At 49.2% G+C, this 14839-nt stretch carries 18 protein-coding genes; 17 read left to right on the top strand and 1 reads right to left on the bottom strand.

Features of this window, described 5'->3' with window-relative positions:
* Nucleotides 1–100: 100 nt before the first annotated feature.
* Nucleotides 101–298, bottom strand: a complete 198-nt coding sequence (locus K3T83_RS53615) for a hypothetical protein (protein ID WP_220211342.1) — start codon at nt 296–298, stop codon at nt 101–103.
* A gap of 998 nt (nt 299–1296) precedes the next feature.
* On the opposite strand from K3T83_RS53615, the gene K3T83_RS53610 reads away from it, so the two are divergent.
* The 17 genes from K3T83_RS53610 (at nt 1297) to K3T83_RS53530 (ending at nt 14839) form a co-directional block, all read left to right on the top strand.
* Nucleotides 1297–2322, top strand: coding sequence for a PP2C family protein-serine/threonine phosphatase (locus tag K3T83_RS53610; protein WP_220211341.1), 1026 nt, complete (start codon nt 1297–1299; stop codon nt 2320–2322).
* A gap of 13 nt (nt 2323–2335) precedes the next feature.
* A complete protein-coding gene (locus tag K3T83_RS53605; RefSeq protein ID WP_220211340.1) occupies nt 2336–3376 on the top strand; it encodes a bifunctional DNA primase/polymerase in 1041 nt (346 codons plus the stop codon).
* 201 nt (nt 3377–3577) lie between these two features.
* Entirely contained in the window at nt 3578–4351 is a 774-nt protein-coding gene (locus tag K3T83_RS53600; protein WP_220211339.1) for a hypothetical protein, read from the top strand.
* Between the two features lie 40 nt (nt 4352–4391).
* Nucleotides 4392–4805, top strand: coding sequence for a carbon storage regulator (locus K3T83_RS56970; protein ID WP_236065347.1), 414 nt, complete (start codon nt 4392–4394; stop codon nt 4803–4805).
* Nucleotides 4806–4943: 138 nt separating this feature from the next.
* Nucleotides 4944–5420, top strand: a complete 477-nt coding sequence (locus tag K3T83_RS53590; protein ID WP_220211338.1) for a hypothetical protein — start codon at nt 4944–4946, stop codon at nt 5418–5420.
* 134 nt (nt 5421–5554) lie between these two features.
* A complete protein-coding gene (locus K3T83_RS53585; RefSeq protein WP_220211337.1) occupies nt 5555–5890 on the top strand; it encodes a hypothetical protein in 336 nt (111 codons plus the stop codon).
* Between the two features lie 343 nt (nt 5891–6233).
* Nucleotides 6234–6569 carry a hypothetical protein gene (locus K3T83_RS53580; RefSeq protein ID WP_220211336.1) on the top strand — a complete coding sequence of 112 codons (336 nt, stop codon included), beginning with the start codon at nt 6234–6236 and terminating at the stop codon, nt 6567–6569.
* A 171-nt stretch (nt 6570–6740) separates the two neighbouring features.
* Complete coding sequence (gene ybiA, locus K3T83_RS53575; protein WP_220211335.1) at nt 6741–7355, top strand: riboflavin biosynthesis intermediates N-glycosidase; 615 nt, start codon at nt 6741–6743, stop codon at nt 7353–7355.
* A 274-nt stretch (nt 7356–7629) separates the two neighbouring features.
* The gene (locus K3T83_RS53570) at nt 7630–7959 is read left to right on the top strand and encodes a nucleoside triphosphate pyrophosphohydrolase family protein (RefSeq protein ID WP_220211334.1); all 330 of its coding nucleotides are present in this window, start codon (nt 7630–7632) and stop codon (nt 7957–7959) included.
* A 291-nt stretch (nt 7960–8250) separates the two neighbouring features.
* A complete protein-coding gene (locus K3T83_RS53565) occupies nt 8251–8457 on the top strand; it encodes a hypothetical protein (protein ID WP_220211333.1) in 207 nt (68 codons plus the stop codon).
* Nucleotides 8458–8651: 194 nt separating this feature from the next.
* Complete coding sequence (locus K3T83_RS53560) at nt 8652–10112, top strand: hypothetical protein (protein ID WP_220211332.1); 1461 nt, start codon at nt 8652–8654, stop codon at nt 10110–10112.
* Nucleotides 10113–10258: 146 nt separating this feature from the next.
* The gene (locus K3T83_RS53555; protein ID WP_220211331.1) at nt 10259–10927 is read left to right on the top strand and encodes a hypothetical protein; all 669 of its coding nucleotides are present in this window, start codon (nt 10259–10261) and stop codon (nt 10925–10927) included.
* Between the two features lie 390 nt (nt 10928–11317).
* Nucleotides 11318–11683, top strand: coding sequence for a hypothetical protein (locus tag K3T83_RS53550; protein WP_220211330.1), 366 nt, complete (start codon nt 11318–11320; stop codon nt 11681–11683).
* Between the two features lie 49 nt (nt 11684–11732).
* Nucleotides 11733–12131 carry a hypothetical protein gene (locus K3T83_RS53545; protein WP_220211329.1) on the top strand — a complete coding sequence of 133 codons (399 nt, stop codon included), beginning with the start codon at nt 11733–11735 and terminating at the stop codon, nt 12129–12131.
* Nucleotides 12132–12327: 196 nt separating this feature from the next.
* The gene (locus tag K3T83_RS53540) at nt 12328–13017 is read left to right on the top strand and encodes a class I SAM-dependent methyltransferase (RefSeq protein ID WP_220211328.1); all 690 of its coding nucleotides are present in this window, start codon (nt 12328–12330) and stop codon (nt 13015–13017) included.
* A 270-nt stretch (nt 13018–13287) separates the two neighbouring features.
* Nucleotides 13288–14034 (top strand): hypothetical protein, encoded by a 747-nt coding sequence (locus tag K3T83_RS53535; protein WP_220211327.1) that lies wholly within the window; start codon nt 13288–13290, stop codon nt 14032–14034.
* Nucleotides 14035–14212: 178 nt separating this feature from the next.
* On the top strand, nt 14213–14839 hold the full coding sequence (locus tag K3T83_RS53530) for a zinc ribbon domain-containing protein (protein WP_220211326.1): 627 nt from the start codon (nt 14213–14215) through the stop codon (nt 14837–14839).

The raw sequence follows: 14839 nt of genomic DNA, 5'->3' as shown, positions 1-14839 counted from the left end.
TTGGCCGAGTGAGGGGAAATCTCAATGGTCCTCTTTGCACAAGGCCTGCATCGGCTGCGAGCAACACCTGCTGAAGTGCCCGGTGGAGCGGGAGTGCCGCTCACATAACACTTCCCTCTGGAGCGAGAGGCGGCACGCCGTGAGGCGTTGCTACCGCTCTCCCCTGAGCCGGGAGGATGGGTTCGCCTATCCAAAAGCTCCGTACTCCGCAGAAGCTGACGGTTGAGTGAGGTATGGTACGCTCTTCGATGAAAGAAGCGCTTGCGCTCCAATCATCTTGAATTGAGTGATCATACATGTATTCGCTCCCCAGATCGACTGCGTGCGATGGTGAAAAATAGAGAAGTAAGATGTGCCGCAAAGCACCTCCCTTACTCTCTAACCCTATTTTTGAAGTCGTCAACCGTACATGATGAATACTGACCATTTGCTTTCCGCGTTCACGATGGAGAGCAGCCAAAAACATGGGAATGATGCAGAGGTGGTGCCAAAAAGAGGCGAGTGACAAGAGCAGAGAAGATAGCTCATGCCGCATCTAAGGCTGGTGTATCAGAATAGGCAACAGTGATTTTCCGCAATGCCAATCTTGCCTGTTTTTGGGGATAATTGTCTGCTTGAGCATCATTCGGATGATTCCGCAGATGAGTAATTTTTCGGGGGCAAAATACTCCCATGTTTTTCCCATGTTTGCCCGTCTTGTTCCCACGTTCTTCCCACCTTCATTGGGTATAGTCAAAGTGTTCAATGATGCTACAACCCGTGAGGGTTAGTACATCTCTCTGCATCCAAGGCTGTGAGCCGCCGTGCTGTGTCGCCTGTTCGCCAGCACGACCATCACGATCATCCGACGCTTGGGAGATGATCGAGTGATGTGTTTGGTCCATCAGGATTGAGTGGAAAGAGCATACCCATTGGAAGCCGTCCAAACAGTGGATCGCTCATGGGTCGCACAGACTCTCCTGGAAGTGATCATTGATCTGCCGTTTTTGTAAAGTGTTGCCTGTTGGTTATTAGCAAGCGCTTGTAGGAGGTATGCGTAGGTTTGTGGATGGCTGTAGTGATGTCACGCTCTTCTTTTCTAATGAGAGAAGAGACATTTTTGAGAGAAAGAACCTGGATCTGGAATGCATGGTGGTTCAATCTGGGCGTCTCGTGTGCATGCAGGGCGGATTGTTGCTTTTTTGGCCGGGGTGCCATGATGTGCATGCATAGACACGCTTCTTCTTCATCACATACTCTCCCTTTCCGCATGCCTGGCAACTCTTGGCGCTTTTGTTGATTGAAAGCGGTGATCACATGTCTACATCAGAAGGCATGGTTCTTGCCTATCTCAGAAATATGCGCGCTGCTCAGCAGAATGAACAGCCTGAGCACGCCAGGCATTTGTTCAATGCTGCTATGAGTTGGCTTGAGCAATGTGATAAAGAAGATGAGCAGACCAATGACTCCCTGCAATTAAACGTAGGCGTTGGCCTTGATGCAGGGACCAATCCGAGGAAGTCGGTAAACGAAGATTATGTGTTTGCTGTTTCCATGCTTAATCGCGTCCAGGAGCGCGTTGGCCTTTTTCTTGTCGCAGATGGGGTAGGCGGTGCGATCGATGGCCAGGAGGCTTCCCGACGTGCCGTTCACGCGTTTGTGAATGAAGTTCTTCCTCAGTTGCTAGAGGAACCGCTACGTAGGGAAGCCCTGCGTGATCTGCTCGTTGCAGGAATACAGGCAGCCAACCAGGCCGTGTACCAGCGCAACCAGGATCCCATGCTGCTGGGAAGCACGATGGGCACAACCTTTACCGCGGTGGTGAGTGTGGGGTGTGATGCGTATGTGAGTAGCATTGGCGACAGCCGCGCCTATGTCTATCGTGAAGGCACGGGTCTTATGCGATTGACGCAAGATCACTCGAAGGTTGCGGAACTGGTGAAATTGCAGGTAATCACGCCTCGTGAGGCCTATTATCACCCTGAGCGCAATGTGATCCTTCGCGCTTTAGGAGGGCGGGGACTAGAAATTGACGAACCCATACAGTTCCAACTGCAGAAAGGCGATGTTCTGTTGCTGTGTTCTGATGGACTGTGGGAGATGGTTCGTGACCCGAGAGGGGATGATATGGCAGCGATCCTCAAGAGGAATCTTTCGGCGGAAGAGATGGCAGAGAACCTGGTTCGGTTGGCGCTCTCTGGTGGAGGGCCACACAATACAGGAGGCGGGCATGACAATATAGGAATCGTTGTCGTGAAAATGGAGGTGGATGTTGCCGAGTGCGAGACGATGATGTGGCCTCCGACTCCCAGTTGTACCGAGACAATGGTGGTTTCCATGTAAGGAGGGAGAAGGCATGGTCATCTACGCACCAGTGGAAAATCCCTCCTATAAAGTTGCTCTGGCAGCACTGAGTGTGGGTATCAGTGTTGTTCCTATTCGGCCAGACGGGTCGAAACAGCCAGCTCTTCCTGCTTGGAGAGAATATCAGCAGAGGTTGCCTGAACCCGAGGAGGTGAAAGAGTGGTTTACCCATCCACACCGGGGGCTGGCATTGGTCACTGGATCGATATCTGGCGGACTTATTGCGTTAGATTTCGATGATCCAGGCGTTTTTGATGCCTGGCGTGAGCGGGTTCGAGCAGAGCGTGCAATGAGCGGGCTCTATCGAGCTATTGCTGAGGGATATGAGGAGCGCACCCCCAAAAACGGACGGCATCTCTTGTTTCGTTGTCCAGAAGCCTTTCAGACTGGACGCAAACCGGGGAGCCAGAAGCTCGCTCTTCGGCCTGTACCACCTCCCAGAAGATGTGACACGCTTGCCGAAACCCGAGAGGAAGGGGGACTTATTATCGCCTACCCTTCACATGGGAGCGTCCACCCCTCGGGGAAGGCGTACTACTTGCTCAGAGGGAGTGTGGCCGAGATCAAGACGATCAGCGCTGATCAGCGCGATCGTCTGTACGAGTCGGTGCGCGCGTTTGACGAGATGCCAAAAACCTTGCGTTCTCAAGAGACGCCATCACCTGTATTCCATCCGAGAAGTCTGACCCAGTCTTCCATTGGAGAACGTCCCGGCGATCTTTTTATGAACGACCCCACCGTGACATGGGAATCGCTTCTGGTTGGTTGGGACATCTCAGAACCAATACAAAACGGAGATGGGCACTTAGAGCGCTATCTGCGTCATCCAGGGAAGGTTGGTCCCGGTCCGAGTTGTACCCTCAATGCCGATGGAACGAATCGGCTGTATGTGTTTTCCCCTTCAGTAGGTCTTCCGGTGGGCCGCTATTACACCCGCTTTGAGTTCTACGCCTATTGGCATTGGAGCGGTGACTTTAAAGAGGCATCGCGGGCACTGGCCGCGATGGGATACACCAGGAAGGGGTGTTACTGAGCAAGACGAGGGATGTGGCACTTGATTCTGGCGATCTCCCTTCTGGCATGGTTGATCTTGTCTCTGTGTTCGGCCCCACTCCTCAAAAAAGGTCGAGCAGCTCAGGAATGCGCGATGTCAGTTGGGAGAGATAGGCCGTATATGTGTGTTGTGCAGACTTCTGGCGTCGCAAGATGCCTTTTTCATAGTAAGGATAGGTAGATGTTCGATCCAAGTAAGTGTCGTGGTAATAATCTTCGCACCGATCTTCGCGTCCTTGCTCAGGAGTGCGAGCGTGAGGCAATGAAGCTAGCAGTTCGTGTGCGCGCCAGACGTGCTGGATACAGAGCGCGTGGCCGCGCTGAAGCGTTAAGGAACGTGGCGAGGTGGTTGGAGAAAATTGCTGCCAACTCATTCATGTTGATTGATCTGGCAACCAATGTGACTGACGCGATGATGTGTCTACGAGCCAACGCTGACGATGAGGAAGACGATGCAAAGCCAAAGTATGGAAAGCATCAGCAGCGGCGAGAGGTGAGCGCTCAGCGCCGGTTCATTGCGCTGGCAAGAGGAAGAGCCGGCGCGTACGCTGAGGTGGGGGAGGTTCTATCTCACCTTCTCTTGGTCTACTATCCAGCAGAAGAATTTCCACTCACCCTCGCAGCAGATTCGATGAGCTATGACGAGTGGTTGAACCTGGCGGAGCGTGATGAGATGTTGCCCGAAGATGAAGGTGCAGTGAGATCCGAGAAGCTTCCACTGATTGGGAACCAATCAGTGGAGGATATCTGCCTATCTGTTCTTCTTGAGCGAGACAGATCTTCGCATCTCTTGTTACCAGATGGACGATGGCGCTCCCCTGAAGCAGAGATGGGGAGTGATGGTTGCACGAATGGTGCGGGGGCGCTCAGGTATTCACACGATATGGAATATTTTTGTGCTTCTTCAACACGAGAAGTGCTGCCTCATTCCAAACAGAAGGAGGATGTGCAGTGATCTATGGAATATGTCTGCAGTGTGGAGTAGAGTTTCGCAATTGGCAAGACTTGCAGCGTCACTACTGTGCTGGAAGAGGCACAGCAGATGTGAAACATGGGTTATTACTGCACGATTCTGCTCATGGAAAGCGACAGAAGAAGCAATCAAGCCTGCTTATCTGGCTGTGGAACGTGATGAAGGGATGAGCTGTCGTGTTGACAGATATGTATATCGGATGCGCATTGCAGGGTTTTCTCGGCTGCGTGCAATAGAAAGGACTCAGATGTTAGTTTTGCGACGAAAAGTCGGTGAAAGTATCGTGCTTGCTGGAGTGATCAATATTACAGTATTGGCTGTTGAAGGTGAGCGCGTCAAGATAGGGATCAGCGCCCCTCCAGATGTATCGATTGTGCGTGAGGAGTTATTGAAAGGTGGCTCTAGAGAAGAAAGCGAGGAGAAGGTACCCAAATAACCTGCCGACGTTCGCCCTCGCCACGCAGCTTTGGTTTCTGACTGGGGAAGCCAGGTTGCTGTGGATGAGGCAGCAGCTTTGATAGCAATGATTTAGATGCTGGTGTTGTCATGTGTTCTATAGAAGATAAGGTAGGACATGAAAAATAGATTCAGCGTTAGAAAGCACCTCTTTCTTCTTAGTATGCTGTTGCTCATAGTAGCTATTCTTGTGATGGCTTTTGTCCTACGAAGCATAGAGTTGTCACAGGTACAGTACTATAGCTATGAGGATGTCACCTCATGGCCACCAGCACATCTTGCGCCGGGAGAGAAGGTTCCCATCATCTGGCAACCCTCTCCAGACAACACGCCTCCTAATATGAGGAGCGCAACAATTACGCTGACCATGCTGCTGGTCAGCGATACGAATTTCAAAATAAGCGCCTGTGGAGCATATCCAGGCGCAATTATTCTGGATACGCTCCAGGGCGATGCTACCAGCGGGAGGACGTATCAACGCTCTGTAGAGATTCCGGCGCATCTACGTGCCGGGACCTATGAGTTGGTCCGGCAAATCACGAAGAGGGGAATCCCAGGCTGCTTGGCGAAGCGGATAGTGATCTCACTTTTCTGATTTCATCGGACGCGATTGCATTTTCGTTAAAGAAAGCCAGTGAAAATCACTCTCATCGTGATTTTCACTGGCTTTCTTCTCGTTATTCATTATTTATTACGTCATTAAATTTTTACGGGAAAAGGAGACAAAAAATGAGCCTGCATAATTTGATCCATATTGGGGTTGCGTCCCTAGCTTGGAGCCAGGGAAATTTTTCGTTGTCCATCGATTGGAAGCAGGAAATCCCTCCTGCTCGACAGATCGATATAACTGTATTTCTGGTCGAGCTATTTAAGTTCAACCAGCCAGGAAACGAGCTACTCAGGGAATATACAAGGATTTCGATGATATCAGATCATCTTTACGGGTTTGATATCATCGAAATCAAACCTACTATTAATGTGCAGATCTATAGCTCGGATGAGGAGGCGGATCTGCAATCAATAAATCCTCATCATGTAAAGCTGCGGCCTCAATCCTCGGGATAAGGCCGCAGTTTCCCGTCCCCAGCAATCATGCTTGTCCGTATCAACAAGCATGATTGCTGGATTGTTGGCGTCTCGTTTTTGCTTCCACCTGCATATCGAGAACTGCTTACTTTCTCCTGCTATCAGCAGATGTGGTTTGCTCTTCAATAATGTCCTCTGCAAGGGTTCTTACCGCATTTGTCCCCCACCACCAAATTCCTGACGATCCATGCGAGACACGTCGCCGCATTATCGTATGCAATCGCTATATTCCTGGCAGCAAAATATTTGGTGTTTTTTGTAAAGCTTGTTGTAACCATAGTGGTAGTGGTTGCAATCGGCTCTTTGTAAAAAGAAAGGTTTCATGATGAATCACAATTTCATTTTTCACGGGGGGTTCTCCCTTACGCCTGAGCAGGTCGATATCATTGCTCACTTTTCTCTTCCTACGGGATGTATGTGCATTTACGATCTGGTAAAGTGTGCTTCCCTTCTGGATATGCAAGCCTGTTTAGGCGGAGATGGTTTTGATTCATTGGGAGAGATAGCGGTCAGCGTCTCTTCCTCCGATTATTTGAAGCAAGCTCCACAACTTGCGCAGGCTCTTGCCGATGTCTTAGATAAGGAAGTTCAGTGCTATTATTGGATATCCACTGGATATCGTCGCCTGGTGTTTACTCCGCTGCAACAGCCACATTAGAATTTCAGCGAACTCTTTGCGTTTTTGTAATTGCTATAGGTAACAGAACAAGGCTACAGACCTCGTATGAGGAGATCTTATTTCATTGCGCTAACGACCCGTCACCTAACCGGGTGGCGGGTCATTTTGTTTATCGCAAATTTTCATTCAGAGTATAATAAGGAGGATACCTTGAACACTAACGATCAAGGGATTTACTTTTACCAATTAGACAAACCATTCGGGGAATTGTCTAATCTTTATCCCAGCCCTATTAATATTGCCCTGCTACTAGATTCCCAGAGCTTCGACCAAACGATGCGCTCCATACAAAGCGTTGAGCGTGACGGAGGCTTTTACAAAATCAGTATTGTTAGTATGGGTCAAACATGCGAATTCGAGCTTCCAGCATATGCAATCGAGGGTATTGTGTATCCGACAGTGGAACATTGGTTTCAGTGTCTAAAAACATTGGACCTCGAAAAATGGGCATGGCTTTATAGAGAATCAGATCCTTTTGAGATAGCTCGAAAAGGCAAGAGCCCATCCATTCTATTGAGGGCAGACTGGGAACAAATAAAAGATTCCATTATGTTCATCGGTTTATTGGCTAAATTCACCCAGAATACTGCGCTTTGGAAAGTGCTCGATAGCACAGGTAGTAACAACTTATACGAAGATGCCCCTAAGGACGCCTATTGGGGATTAGGTCCAGCCGACACAAGCGGAAAAAGAAACGGGAAGAATACGCTTGGTCATCTTCTCGTTAAGGTCAGGACCTGCCTGCGTGCCAATGAAGCTCCCTAGCAGTTTCTCAATGACGATTTGCTGTTTCTGCTCTGGTCGGTGCATTCTCTGATAAGGGGGCTAATTGGCCTGGGCTTGATCGCGCTATGGTATCCAACAGCCACCTTCCTCCCTGGTTAATGAAGCCGCTATACAGCAATCTTTTCGTTGTCTTTTCGCTGTATAGAGCTATAACCCATCTCAACGCTGATTCACATGTTCGATCGGGACACGTGTGAACCAGCGTTTTCTATCTCACCGCTATCTGATAGTGCTAATCGATAAGGAGATCATCATGAAAATTTCAGAAATGGTTGCGAGGACTCGTGACGTCACGAGTCTCTTTGATAAGCTTGTTGGCCCCTGGGATCCCACCGTTATGATGACGGAAATGGCGGGGGAAGTCGGCACGTTAGCCGACAGCATTATGATTCGCGAGGGACATCGGCCGCCACGTGATGGGGTGGATGTGGATCTGGAAGATGATATCGTCGATGTCTTGTTTATGCTCGTGCGCATCGCTGATCACTATGGTATTGATCTGGAACGAACATATCAAATTATGATACTAGAAGTCCAACAAAAGTTGGAACATCGCCTGAAAGAGCAAAATAGCCAGAATTAATATACAGCATACGCTCTTCGACGAGAAACCTTGTCCAGTCAAGATGTTTTAAGCCTCTCATGCGAGATCGCCCCTCGCCACGCTACCTCTCACCAAGCTTGCTTGCTCTGGCCCTGGTGCCGTTGCAGGAAACCCACAGCAAAACATCTGTTCCAGAGAGCAAAACAAAAAACAAGCACGAGGATGTGCCCACTATATAACTTATCCCCTTCAATCTTTCATTTATGCATTGGCAAGTAATGCATTTGTTCTGCTTCACTTGCTTATTTCACTTTCTAAAGGAAGGTTACAATGAAGAGTTCATTTGTTCCCAATTATGCTGATCGCGAGGATGTGATTGGCGTCGTTCGGGCGTATCATCGCGGCAGCGCCGTTTCGTTCCGACCTAGATGGATCTCTGATCCGCCACAGAAAGGGGTCCATGGGACTGGAGAAGAGACCAGATGGCGGAGCCAGGTGCTTGCTCATCGTATCCGTGAAAAGATAGTTCACGGTTGATAGCAGCTGCAACAACCTGTAGCTGCTGCGGGGCGGATGCTTCAGGATGGAGAAATAACGCTGCCCGATTAGTTCCTCCAACATCTCAAGCATTTTCTCACAATGTCACTTCGTCTGGGAGCTACTGACCCCTTCATGATGGTCAGTAGCTCTCTTTTTCCTATTGTTCCTCTTAGCCAAAAAGGGAGTAGCGCATGCTTTGGCAACTGCTTGTTTTAATTGCCGTTGGATTCGCCGGTCCTACCCTCGTTACTGTCGGCGTTTTTGTGATCAGTCAGGATAGATTGCGTGGCCCATTGCTAACGGGGAGCGTGGTCTGGGGAGTGATTGTTCTGATAGCCACACCACTGGTGTACGATCATTTCAGGCATGAGATCCTCACGTTCAATGAGAATTTAAATACTGTTGTGATTGCGGTGAAGAAGGTTCCAACTGTATGTATTGAGGATGGATCGTGCAGATGGACCTATCAATGTCATCCATATATCGTCACGGAATCATACCTGGCTAATGAGTCATATCAAGCGTATGATTCTACACGGAAGAAAACGGTCACGAAATATCGTACTGTGACGAAACATCGCACAGTGACAAAATATCACAGCTGCCCTTACTCGTTAGAGGAGGATGAGTGGCAGACGGTCACCTCTTTGAAGACTGACCCAACCAATGCATCTTCCGCCAACGTCACAATTACAGAGGCATCACATCATTTGCCCGATGATCCATCTGCGCATCTTTGGCGTGAATATCGTACTATCCCCGTTTCTATCCTCAACTCCGCAGGCGTCGGCGCCCCAGAAGTCAGTAAGCACTATCAACAAATCATCAGGACTGGTAGCTATCCTGCTATCTCCATTGAGCATGGGTTCGAGAACTACTTATTATCGGACCCTGAGACGACGATGCGCCCAACCGTGTCCCAGGATGAACTGGTTCCTTACCAACAAAAGGGGTTATTGCCAAAGTTGCATATCACTCCTGATGAGGAACACGCTGTCAACAAAGTGTACTTCGTTGGGATGAAGCCACCAGCCAATGCCCTCCAATGGCAAAACGCGGTTGCTCATTTCAATGCAGAGGCTGGGGCGCTGCGCCAGATGGATCTTCACCTGGTGATCTTGCCAGAAAGCGCAGTAGGCGATCTGCACCAGTACGCCATTGCTTTACGTGGGTACTGGTCAGATACGAGCATCTTTGGGCACAGTCCTTTGCCTAAGAACGCGCTGGTCGTCGTCTTTGCTACTGATGGACAGGTGGTGAAACGTGCCGAGGTGTTTACTTTGATGCCTCCTGCTGCCGATGGCGTGAGTAATACCCTGCTGTTTCAGGATATCCAAGATCAACTTCCTGGTCAGCCTTTGCAGCCTGAGACGCTGCTAGGAGATCCTCAGCCCATTGTAAGTCAGGTGAGTGATGAGGGGTACGATGTGAAGTATCGAACAGGCTCGCAAGGAATAGGATTGCTTGAGTATCTCTTGATCACTGGCCCTCATCATTTTCAGAGGGTCCCTATGGCGAGCTTCCGGTATCTCAAAGATGAGATCCTGCCCTCTACTGACGATTGCATCAAGATTTTCTTGATTGTTTTGGCCATCGGCCTTATCGCGGGTGGAGGGAGCGCGATAGCTCTCTTTAAAATCGCTAACAGGTAAGATCGTCTTTTGGGATGCATGCCTGTCCCCTTGGATCACGATTCTCCAGTAGACCATCTGCAGTCTTATCAACCCTACGTACAGTCAGCATGTTTTGGCTGCTGTCCCAGTATCAAATTTCAACCGTAAGAAAGGAAAAAATTCTTATGTTGCGTACCATTTCAGTAAAGAAAATGCTTGCCATTGCTCTCTTGACCGTGACGCTTCTGCTTTGTGTCGGTAGTTGTGCTATAGGAGCCATCTTTATAGGTTCTTACAATACCTTGCAAGGCAAAGAAAACGCGTTAACGACAGAATACTTGAATATGTCGCAGTCGCTGACCGACTACTTTGCCAAGACAAAAAATGCTCTTGGCGTAGCCGATCGTAATGCGGATAAGCTGCGTGATATCTTCAACGCAGCTATGGGGTCATCAGGCAAGGACGCGGATTTCCATAATCCCAATAACGTCATCTATCAGAAGATTCAGGCTGCTTATCCTAATGTAGGCAATGTTACCAATGCGTACGAGAAAGTACAAAGCATCCTGATCTCTTCTTATGATGATTATTCGCATTCCACAAAGTTGTTGCGTGATCACGTCCGCGAGTACAGGAGCTTTATTGGCAGCGTGCCTAATAGCATCGTTGCATCTCTTCTGGGCTTTCCTTCAGACCGCCTGGAAGTAACTGTAAATAATCAAACCTATCATGGGAATGCTGCTCTGAAACAAATGGAGAAAGTTATTCAAGATAACTCGGCTGCCAATTCCATCAATACGGGGACATTACAGCCAATTTTTGAAACTCCTACGCCAACAACTCCTCACCACTAAAACATCGGCTACTTGTAGTTACATCATTGCGTCAACGCGAAGGCTCATCTTTATCAGTGAAGATGGCCCTTCGCGTTTTCAAGCTGTGTTCATCCTCCAAACAATGAGGTGGTTAGATAGAAAGTAGATCTTATGAAAGTAGTGAATCGAGAGATGAGGCTGGCAGAACCGCGGCCTCTCTCCAAACCTTGGGAGCATTGGTTCCCTAATATTCTGGTTGTTATGTTCTCGCTTGTGCTCCTCATCTCCATGAGTTATTGCCTTCCGCTTAAAGGTGAAGGAGAAGCCCAAGAGAGGAATCTGACATCTGAGTATTACACATGCCAGAAACAGATTTGGGAATTTACGGAGAGGAGTGCAAAAGCTCTTGAAATAGGGGATGCTGACCCCATGCTGCTTTACGAACGCATGCGAGTTGCAATGGTTGGCACATATGGAGATGCGGAAGAGCTTGCTAGTTCTGCTAATCCTCTTTATCAACAGGTTGCGCTGGACTATCCCCAGGTTGGTGATGCCTCACAGGTGTACAAAGGCGCTCATGCCCTCATCATTGCCTTTTTTAATAGGTATAAGCAGGAGCGGACTATCTTCCAGCGCATGCTTCTGGACTATGAGCACTGGCGGCAAAGAGATCCCCTGACTGCTCTGGTGATCCGCACAGAAGGCTTTCCATCGGGCCTTCTGGTTGCCCAGGATCGGTATGCAATTCGTTTTGGCGCACAAGCCGAAAGGCAGATGTGGCTGATGGTGATGTAAAGAGCATTGTAGAGAAAGTTGCCTCATGAATTGTAAGAAAGGAATCAACATGTTTAGAAAAGGTGTCAAAATCATTGAAAGCTATGGCTTTGGGGGCTTTGTCATCTCGTTGCTAACTTACTTTGAGTTTGCTAATCAGTCCATCCGCGCTCTAGCAAGTATAGGTATACATGTATGCGGAGATGTTGTTGCATTGTGCCTCTTTTTCAGGGCGATTTTCTGGCTCCATGATCGCTACTTGATCATGAACTATGAATTTTTCAGGATCGAAGGCGAAGGTTTGCTAGAGGAAAATGGATATTATACAGCAACACTAGTCGGAGCGAACCATCAACTAACTCTTCTTGATCGAAGAAAAGAAGTTTTGGATGCACGTATCCAAGAGATACGCAATAACCCATTTACCAACGGTTTTACTGTTCCCCTTGAAAAGAAGGCATTAAATTAGAGGCAGAAAACCTATGAAGGATTACTAGGTCTCTATAGAAGGAAAAGATCATTATGTCTGTCAATAATCATTGGCAGGCGACGACCTGAGAGAATGATACTTTGCAGGCCGTTTTTTATTGTTCTTGAAAGAGCTAGCGAAAAACACTTCAACGGTGCCTTTCGCTAGCTCTTTCTGTCTTTGCAAAGAGGTGACTATGGATGATAGAGGCCGACGTGAACAAAATCGTTTTGCCTGGGTGCAAGAACATCACAATCCTACGCTCATGCCTATGGCCGGAACGGAGCTGTCTTTTGCGCTGCTCAAACTCTTTGAGGTGTTGGAGGCGCAATCCCTTCCTTTAGGTTCTCAAGCCTTGGATATTGGCTGTGGAAAGGGCCGCGATGCCCTGGAGCTGGCGAGGCGCGGCCTTCAGGTTACTGCCTTTGATTTTGTCAAGGAAGCCGTTTCTACTTTGCGGGCACGGGCGCGGTTAGCGGGACTTTCCATTAACTCATCTGTCGGGGTGATGGATTGTGCGTGGCCCTATGCTGACGCTACCTTTGATCTTATAGTCGATAATACCGCTTCGATGAGTATCGGCTATGAGGCTGGAATTGCAGTGTGTCGGCAGGAGACTGTGCGTGTCCTCAAAGCTGGCGGCTATCTGTTGCTCTATACGCTGGCCGAAGACGATCCGTTTTTATGGGCTTTTCCAAAAGGGGAAGAGCCAAGCACGAGAGTTACACCTGATGGCAAAATTGAACGGCTCTTTGCGGCGGCGGAGTTGCGTAAGCTGTATTCCCGGTTACATCTCATCCATCAGGAGCGGCGGACGAAGCCTGCTAGTGACACGAAAGCCGAGCGAAGAGGCCATTGGATGCTCTTCCAGAAGATGAGTTCCTGATGCAGCTTCATCACCCTAAGAAGAAGAGGCGTTAGGGGTAGCCAGGACAACGTGGAGAACTCGTCCCTCGAAAGCCAGTTCCTCACCTCTCTTTGTGAACTGGAGGAGCGTTGTTTTGATAGCAAGCTGACGGCAAAAATAACGGCCTATTCCGCTTTCCTATTCAATTTCATTGTTGTGCCTTGTTTCAAGATAGCCGTTGTTGATGAAATAGGAATCTCATCAACAACGGCTATTGCTTCTTTCTTTTCAAAGAAAAGGAGATTCTGTATGGCAATGGATACCGCCCGCTTGATGCACCTGCTCTGGAATACCTCTGAGGTACGAGCGCAGTGGCTCTCTGGCTTTTTTCATGAAGTAGACCAAGGTACCTCGCGCGAAGAGATTGATCAGTGGCTTGAGCGGCTCATCAATACTCCGCGACAACGCGCGAGGCTCCAGCAGGTTGGGATAGATCTTGCCGCTGTGCATTGGGAACGCGTGACAGAATTTCTCTGTGCGTGTTTTTATGCATCGCAATCGCGTGGTCCCTTGCCAGACCTCCCTCCAGATGAACAGTGGGAGGCAAGTACTGGTGATCTACAAGGGCTGCTTGCTCCCTACCCGCAACGCTCAAAGGCGATCAAAAATAGTGTTCCCATGGTTCTACTCGCTTTGGAGCAGAAATTGCTCGCTCATGGCGGAACGCGGATGGTCTATGTGAATGAACCAGATCTGGCCCAATTGCTCGAACGCGGCGAAGTCTTTGAGGGAAGGGCTAAGCTCGTCCGTGGCGAGCCTGGCCACTGTCACTCGAATGCTGCCCGTCTGTGGAATGAGCAACGCGCTGAACTCTCTATTGCGACAGGCTATGCGCTCTCCGAGGATGGCCTGTGGAGGCAACACAGTTGGCTCGTACGCACGCAACCGAAAGGGAGCCAACGACAACTCATTGAGACCACTATCAGGAGAATCAAGTATTACGGGTTTCTCTTGACGGAGGAGGAAGCCGAAGCGTTTTCTCGGGCAAATAGGTAACACACCCTGTGCAACCTCGTTATTGTCTTCCGCTTGTTCGTCGGCACGCTCTATCTTGTTTGCTTCTCTCGGCTAAGAGAGAGCAATGCGATAGCAAGACGGTAGCAATACAAGTCTTCCAAACCCCTCTTTCTTATATACATTGAGAGAAATTGTCAATTACGAAAGGAAAATAGCTATGACACTCATTACATCCGAGCAGGAAAAGTTTCTGCGGTATCTGGGCAAGGGAATAAATAAAATTGAACGTGACCGCGCCCTGACCATCATCGCCGAAATGCGTGATGACGCAGGGTGGGAACACTTTGAGGATATTACCTCCCGCGACTCATACGCATTAACAGGAGCCCTGGATATTAGCGTAGAGGAGGCCACAAAGTTGCATGCAGCAGCGAGTGCTCTCCTTCCACCCGAACCAAAGCCTTCTGTGCCAGCGTCAACGCTGCCTCCTACCTTCACTCTTGAAATGCCTGGCACCATCAGATGTGCCGCGTGTGGCAACGTTCTGCAACAGGGCGCTGAGTTCTGTTCGCGCTGCGGCAAGCCAGTTGCATCCTCGCTCGTCTGCGTCAAATGTGGAATGCAAGGAGGAGTGGGCGAGACGTTTTGCTTAAAAGATGGTATCGCCTTAGTGCCTCTTGTTGACGCGCTTTGCGTTCGAGAGTTGATGATCGGCGAAAATATGTCGATTACTGAAGCGACCAAGGTGCTCCAAGAAATGGATGCTGTTCGTCGCGGAAAACTTCAGGAGAAAGCGATGCAGAGAGGCGGTGGTCTCTTCGGAGGCGGTTCCTTTCCTGGATAG

Source organism: Reticulibacter mediterranei (assembly GCF_016587455.1).
This window is presented reverse-complemented; position numbering and strand designations above follow the sequence as displayed.

What these genes read in the sequence shown, in the direction of transcription:
- K3T83_RS53545 (WP_220211329.1), top strand. Translation starts at nt 11,733, where the DNA reads ATGTTTAGAAAAGGTGTCAAAATCATTGAAAGCTATGGCTTTGGGGGC.
- K3T83_RS53535 (WP_220211327.1), top strand. Translation starts at nt 13,288, where the DNA reads ATGGCAATGGATACCGCCCGCTTGATGCACCTGCTCTGGAATACCTCT.
- K3T83_RS53580 (WP_220211336.1), top strand. Translation starts at nt 6,234, where the DNA reads ATGATGAATCACAATTTCATTTTTCACGGGGGGTTCTCCCTTACGCCT.
- K3T83_RS53540 (WP_220211328.1), top strand. Translation starts at nt 12,328, where the DNA reads ATGGATGATAGAGGCCGACGTGAACAAAATCGTTTTGCCTGGGTGCAA.
- K3T83_RS53590 (WP_220211338.1), top strand. Translation starts at nt 4,944, where the DNA reads ATGAAAAATAGATTCAGCGTTAGAAAGCACCTCTTTCTTCTTAGTATG.
- K3T83_RS53550 (WP_220211330.1), top strand. Translation starts at nt 11,318, where the DNA reads ATGCTGCTTTACGAACGCATGCGAGTTGCAATGGTTGGCACATATGGA.
- K3T83_RS53565 (WP_220211333.1), top strand. Translation starts at nt 8,251, where the DNA reads ATGAAGAGTTCATTTGTTCCCAATTATGCTGATCGCGAGGATGTGATT.
- K3T83_RS53530 (WP_220211326.1), top strand. Translation starts at nt 14,213, where the DNA reads ATGACACTCATTACATCCGAGCAGGAAAAGTTTCTGCGGTATCTGGGC.
- K3T83_RS53555 (WP_220211331.1), top strand. Translation starts at nt 10,259, where the DNA reads ATGTTGCGTACCATTTCAGTAAAGAAAATGCTTGCCATTGCTCTCTTG.
- K3T83_RS53570 (WP_220211334.1), top strand. Translation starts at nt 7,630, where the DNA reads ATGAAAATTTCAGAAATGGTTGCGAGGACTCGTGACGTCACGAGTCTC.
- K3T83_RS53585 (WP_220211337.1), top strand. Translation starts at nt 5,555, where the DNA reads ATGAGCCTGCATAATTTGATCCATATTGGGGTTGCGTCCCTAGCTTGG.
- K3T83_RS53560 (WP_220211332.1), top strand. Translation starts at nt 8,652, where the DNA reads ATGCTTTGGCAACTGCTTGTTTTAATTGCCGTTGGATTCGCCGGTCCT.
- K3T83_RS53615 (WP_220211342.1), bottom strand. Translation starts at nt 298, where the DNA reads ATGTATGATCACTCAATTCAAGATGATTGGAGCGCAAGCGCTTCTTTC.
- K3T83_RS53605 (WP_220211340.1), top strand. Translation starts at nt 2,336, where the DNA reads ATGGTCATCTACGCACCAGTGGAAAATCCCTCCTATAAAGTTGCTCTG.
- K3T83_RS53600 (WP_220211339.1), top strand. Translation starts at nt 3,578, where the DNA reads ATGTTCGATCCAAGTAAGTGTCGTGGTAATAATCTTCGCACCGATCTT.
- K3T83_RS53610 (WP_220211341.1), top strand. Translation starts at nt 1,297, where the DNA reads ATGTCTACATCAGAAGGCATGGTTCTTGCCTATCTCAGAAATATGCGC.